6 protein-coding genes are annotated in these 5,925 nt (G+C 50.8%); 1 reads left to right on the forward strand and 5 read right to left on the reverse strand.

Annotation, left to right across the window (positions count from 1 at the left end; all coding sequences use genetic code 11):
- Positions 1-191: 191 nt before the first annotated feature.
- Complete coding sequence (locus tag ACR0LH_RS21510) at positions 192-1,121, reverse strand: SdiA-regulated domain-containing protein (RefSeq protein ID WP_170624507.1); 930 nt, start codon at positions 1,119-1,121, stop codon at positions 192-194.
- Positions 1,122-1,303: 182 nt separating this feature from the next.
- Here ACR0LH_RS21510 and ACR0LH_RS21515 point away from each other — a divergent pair, with 182 nt between their 5' ends.
- Complete coding sequence (locus ACR0LH_RS21515) at positions 1,304-2,062, forward strand: DUF4956 domain-containing protein (protein ID WP_117870884.1); 759 nt, start codon at positions 1,304-1,306, stop codon at positions 2,060-2,062.
- Here the strand turns inward: ACR0LH_RS21515 and ACR0LH_RS21520 are convergent, their stop codons facing one another.
- From ACR0LH_RS21520 to ACR0LH_RS21535, 4 genes are all read right to left on the reverse strand, one after another.
- Complete coding sequence (locus ACR0LH_RS21520) at positions 2,063-3,004, reverse strand: metallophosphoesterase family protein (protein WP_170624505.1); 942 nt, start codon at positions 3,002-3,004, stop codon at positions 2,063-2,065. It lies immediately after the preceding gene.
- Complete coding sequence (locus tag ACR0LH_RS21525; protein ID WP_170418742.1) at positions 2,994-4,427, reverse strand: hypothetical protein; 1,434 nt, start codon at positions 4,425-4,427, stop codon at positions 2,994-2,996. The genes ACR0LH_RS21520 and ACR0LH_RS21525 overlap by 11 nt, the downstream gene beginning before the upstream one ends.
- A 784-nt stretch (positions 4,428-5,211) precedes the next feature.
- Positions 5,212-5,385, reverse strand: coding sequence for a hypothetical protein (locus tag ACR0LH_RS21530; protein WP_157054209.1), 174 nt, complete (start codon positions 5,383-5,385; stop codon positions 5,212-5,214).
- Positions 5,386-5,427: 42 nt separating this feature from the next.
- Entirely contained in the window at positions 5,428-5,733 is a 306-nt protein-coding gene (locus ACR0LH_RS21535; RefSeq protein ID WP_170418736.1) for a hypothetical protein, read from the reverse strand.
- Between the last annotated feature and the right edge of the window lie 192 nt (positions 5,734-5,925).

Here is a 5,925-nt window from a genome sequence, read left to right on the forward strand (position 1 = left end):
TCAGATCTCTGATCTGGCCAGACTAACGGCAGGATATGGCTATTCAGTTCGCTCCAACGGCCAAGAACATGGCCTCGGTGCAAACTTAAGCGTTCGGTTCTGATTAGGGCGGACCAACGAAGAGGAGTGGTAAGCTAGCTGCAACAACTTGCGGAAGCTATCGTGGCGGTGTGAACTTCATTCTCTAGCGATCAAAATTTGGGGATATTAAAAACATAAAGCCGCGATTTCTTGGCATCGTCTGTCAGGATATAGAGAAGCCCTTTGGTCTCATCGAGAGCGATTCCTTCGGGATGTTTAACTTCCTTTTGTTTGCCATCTTCTGTGAACGTCAAACTGATAGACTTTACGGACTTGAACTCTGGATTGTAGATGAAGATTTGACGTCCTTTGTCGCTCAAAATCCAAAGAGAACGTGAGGACGGGGACCAGGCTAAGCCGCTCAAATCCAGTTCATCGTCATTCACGCGATCAGACATAAAACCAGATTCGCGATACAAAGGGATGATTTCATCAATCTCAGTTAGCTCTGATGACAATACTAACAACAGCCGCGGCTGCCCTTCGATAACCACGAATACTCGCCCGGTGTCCGGGTCGACGGCGATGCCCTCAGGTCCCTTGTTCAAAGGGTTACCGACGAGCAATTCAGCGGCGTCCGAGTAGCCTTTGAGAGATGTGAGAGGGATTGTAGTTAGTTGAATGGGGTCAGTCGGGTGAACGACTAGAATTGATCGATCAGTTTCCTGAAGTACTAAAACAGACCCATCTTTTCGTGATGCGACGCCCTCCAGATCTGATCCCGCCAATGAAGGCAGCTTGAATGAGTTTCCTAATGCCCCGTCGATTCCAAGTAGGTGCAGTTTAGGTTCAGCGTCGCTTACTGACCATAAGAAGCCTTCCGCGTTGGACAGAGACAATCCGGAAGGCTCCGAGAAGCCTTCCGATTTATCCGCCACCTTGAAGGAGTCGATGAGAGTCAAACCGGGACTCTCGGCGTGGGCGAGCTCGATCCATGCCAGAAATGCAACAGTCGTGCTTGCATAAGAAGCTAGTGTTCCAAGCTTGGGGAAGCACCGTGAAAACCCAAGTTTCGACCGAAGCAGCTTGTGTTCTGTCATTGGATTCTCTCGCGTTTGGACCACATCCCTGTATCAGCGTTCGTATCACAGTCCGGATACGATGTCCGAAGAATGCACTGTAATCTCTTTACCTGATCCCGCCTGTTGCGATTGAATTGAATAGGGCATGATGTGCCTTTGGTTAAGCGTAAGCCTTTGGCGTGAGCAGGAAGGAAGACAAGTTGAATACGACCCTCACATTTGTGACCGTGTTGTTGATGTTGCTGTTGCCAGGTGCTGCGGTGTCACAAGTCGATCCTGCGACGATGCTGGCCGGGGCTTCGGGGTCGGAAATCGTTATCGAACGCCGGTGGACGCAGTTTCGTGGCAAACAGGAACTGTATTTCTTCACGCTCGATGTGATCGTCACGATCATTCTGGCTGGCTTGATCGTCTATCATCCGGTGAGACGTAAAGCCCGTAGAAGCGTCCGCGACATAGTTATGCCAAGGCTTTTCTTCCTGTATGCGCTTATCGGTATGGCGGTTGGTTTTCTGGTAGTTCAGCACGGTTCAATGATCGGTTTCGTTATCTTTGGCATCGGCGCGTTGCTCAGGTTCCGCTCCAATCTCGATGATCCGGTGGACACTGTCGAAATGATAATCGTGACCGTTCTTGGTCTTGCGGTCGGTTTGGGCTTGCCGCTGATGGCCACACTGGTGGCGGTTGTATGTTGGTGTTTCATTTGGCTCGGTGGACGAAACAAGGGTGTAGAAATTTCGCTCAAAGCTTCAGACGAAGAACACTCATTGAACGTCAGCGGCGCCATTGAAGCTATGGCCGCAGACGCTGGCTGGAAGCTGGTCAGAAAACACCACGTCCCCGGAAAGTCTCGCGTCTCATTGCTTTTCATCACCTCGGGAGGGCTTTCAGAAGCCCGGATCGAAGAGATGGTAAACGATCTGGTCCCAGAAAAAGTCGAACTGAAACTCAACCTTTAGTCATTTAACAAGGTCCAAACGTTTCAACACCGCGTTCGGGGATCTGATCTCTTTCGGAAGCGACTTAAAGTTTACCGACCTTTCGAAATCGGGTCCTCGATATACTGCTATCCCAAACTCTCCGTTCGGCTGGAACGTAACATGAGTGAAGCTGTGAGGTGATCTGGCGCTATCGCCAATAAGCCGCCGCGGACCACCGCCCAAACAAGCTTGGGAGACGTAAGCTACACCGTCTTTCCAACCGGGATAGAAGGCATGATGGTGGCCTGACAGATGCAGAACGACACCGCTTTCCAAATAGATTTTTTCAAGTGTCGGATCACCGATGATTTCGCGCTCGCGCTGGATCGCGAAGGGCCAAAGTGGGAGGTGACTGAAAGTGACAATCGGGTCCCCGTCTGCACCCAGTTCCTGTAGCCGGTCCTGCTGGTCACCGGATAGCGGACCCAGGGTCGTTGCATCCAGAGACGCAAACACAATGCCCTGCATCTCAAACGCGTAGAAGAACGGGTAGTCATCTGAAACTAGGAAATCAACGTCTGGTTTTCTCGGAGCCCATTCCTCTGCGTATATTTTTCTTTCGCGCTCGAACCCACGGTAAGCAGAGGCATCATGGTTTCCTGGCGTGACCGCAAATGGAATGCCGGCAGCCTCTAAAGGATCTGATACGGCCTCGTGAAACGCCTTCCACATCTCCCTCACCTGTTTGTCGGACAAGTTGGGAATGCGCTGTCCCGCGACCATATCGCCCGTCGAAATCACCAAATCGGGATCAATCTCGACTATCCGCTTAATCGCCTTGTCGACGCGGGCATCGTATTTCACCGAACCATAGCTGCCGTTCAGATCCGATATGACGATAACATCCAATGCCGCCGCTTTGCAGGCGATCAGAGTGGTCCAAATGAACGCCGCGAAAAGCGTAGAAAGCCTACGGGTCATTACAATCCACTGTCTCTACCTCGGTGTTGTTTCTCAAAAAGAATGCGACAGGATCCAAGTCGAACATCAAATCACCATTAGAACAATTGTCCTGGAGAATGGACGTTGCCAGCTCGGTGTTTTTTACAACTTGTGCAATCTGCCTATCTGACAACCCAAGGCTTTGCGATAGCCAGCCGTAGACGGGACCTTGAGATTGAAGATCACTATTCAAAGCGACCAAGCGCCGATACACGCTTGGAGAGAAGTGCCGCATTTTCTCCAGCATTTGAGTGGATTTCGCGAAGTTGGCATACTCGACACGCCCGCCAGCATCGTTGTCGTTTAGATTGCTGCGACGGATCAATAACGCGTCGGCGGGAACGTCTCCATCGTTTGGCTCATGGTGCTTGGCTTTCTTATGCTTCAGCTTTCCGTCTTCGACCCAATACCAATAGGGTGTGAAGTCTATGTTTCCTACGCGGTCCTGCTGGCTAAAGATGAAATCGAGGAGTACAATCTCGGTAAGTTCTTGCATCCAAAATGCCATCTGTTGGTCACTGACATCGGGACCGAGATCCTTGTTGATCATCCGGTCTCTTCGACCTTCTCCGACGCCCTCTACAATGGCCTCTGGCAAGGGTTTTGAAGAACGCAAAGCCAAGAAAGCAGGAGTTTCCTGAAAATCGCGGTTCTGACCTTTTCCCCAACCAGATTTACGGGTGCCGTTGATTTCCGAGCCGTATCGATGCCCAGGGCTATCAAGCAGTACACCGTATATTTGCGTTCGATCTGCGGTGAATAGATCATCGGTCGGTTGGTATGAGTTCGGGTCAGCATCCGCAGCTGCGAAGACCCGCCAGCCTTCGTGGTTCATGCGCCCGCCATGAGAGCCACCAGAAATCGCAAGGCCAGGCTCGGCGACCTCGGAAAAATGCGCCTGGGCGTCCATGCTACGCCAAACGGCGACTGGAACTTTTACAGTCGCGTCGAAATATCTGGAGAAATGATAGTAAAGCAGTGAAGACGTGGAAAAGGTTCCACTGGTGCCTTTTTGGTTCATGGTGGACTTGAATTTAGCCACCCTGTCCTTAGCCAGATCTTTTGCCGCCTTCCCCTCTTTGCAAGCGTTTCTCTCGAATTCAGAACGGTTCCCCACGTAAGGTCCTTCCGAAATATCGTAGACTGCCATTCCTGGGCTGGTGCTCCAGGTTTTTGGGCAAATAGCAATTTCGGAGGCATAGAAATCAATCTCGCAATAGGCCGTTTCTTCCTCAAGATCGCTTTTCTTATACTCGCCCGTTGGAACTTTTTCGATCCGAATACAGCGTTCAGTAACGCCGTTGGGACTATCAAATGTCGTGGCTTCACCGAGAACATCGTCGTTCGCCCACAAGACAGTGGGTGCAATTAAAGCAAATGACCCCAGAAGATTGAACTTCATTTTGATAGTCCTCCCAATATCATTTGGGGCAAATCGCTGCCTGTTGCTCGTTGGAGATCTTCAATTTTGGGTCGACACTGAAGTTGGAAAATTTTGAGTCAATCCACTGGTCGCACCCGCCTGAACAAGGGGCTCCGTTTCGGGCATCATTCCAATATTCCTTGGCCCTTTCTTCTGTCCAACCGCAAAACTGAACGAGCGCCATCGCCGACAATGCACCTGAGGAATGAACGCCCCACATGCAGTGCACCAGAACAGGGCCCTTTCCAGGGTTTTTAATCACCTCGTGTATGGACGCCATGACAGCATCGGGTCGAGAGGATCTGGCGCTCTGATAGTCAAAGGATCCGTTTCCGCAGCTGGTGCGACCGTATTCAGTGTTTTTGCCGAAGTCGGCATAAAACCCGGTTGAAAACCCTTCGCCGCACAGAGTTTCGCGTTGACCTTCACTTAGGCCAGTTCGATCCTTGTCGCCGCCCTTGAAACCGGATCGATACAACACTCCGCTTAAGACTGGGCGAAAGAAAGCGACACCATCAATGCCTCCGTCACCACCCTTTGAAAGCATTTGACTGTTGCTTGGACCGCCATTTCGACTGGTCACGTCAGAATTCGCAGCGGTTGCGAGAACACCAATGAATATGAGGGACGCCAAAAACCGCATGCCAAATCCTTTCTATTCTTGAACCTTTAATGCTCAAGCTCTTGCGACCTGATAGTCTCTCGGAAAGGCTAGTTCATGACAACCATATCAAGTGGGCAAATAGCTTTCCGCTGTGAAACTTTAGATGGGCCACACGAGATTGATGATAACGACGACTACGAAGTAGGCTAGAACAACTTTCCAGTTCCATTGGTGCTTGTTTTCTTCGTTGATCACGCCAGCCGATTTCAATGCCAGGTTAGTGATGATTAAGGCGACAACGATGACCGCCGCGTGTGCCAGGTCGAATTGCAAGTTTGGGCTCCTTCTCTTGGATTTGGGATTGATGGAAATTTGTCAGCAGTCACCTGATGGCAGCATAGCTACATCTGAGTACCTTCCCTCAGACGTCGTGATCTGAGCACATGCACCTGTATCCTTGTTAAACCAGTACGAGGTCAGCCCTTCGCTTCGGATGAGTTCAAATCCGAGACTTTGGATGCCCATTTCAGCTTGGCCCGCTCTTGCCCCTTCAAATGGCGAAAGATCGCTAGAGCTGCCCACAGTTGGTGCACTTGCATCCACCGATCCGCCACTCTCTTCGCATGCTGCAAGTGCAGAAATACATACCGCGCCGATCACCATTAGGACATTGGTTCTCATGTGTTTTTCCTGGCTGTTTTGGGAACGTGTTCAAGGGCTTCTGGTCGATCACCTATTCAATTCCGAAAATTACGTTGTAGCCGACGGAAGAGTTGCTGCGATTGATAACCTCCACAACATGATCACCAGATTGCCAAAGCTGCCCTCGATACTCCTTGTCCGCCGACATTAATCCCAACAGTTCAGAACCAT

The sequence above is a fragment of the Ruegeria sp. CL6 genome (assembly GCF_056536465.1).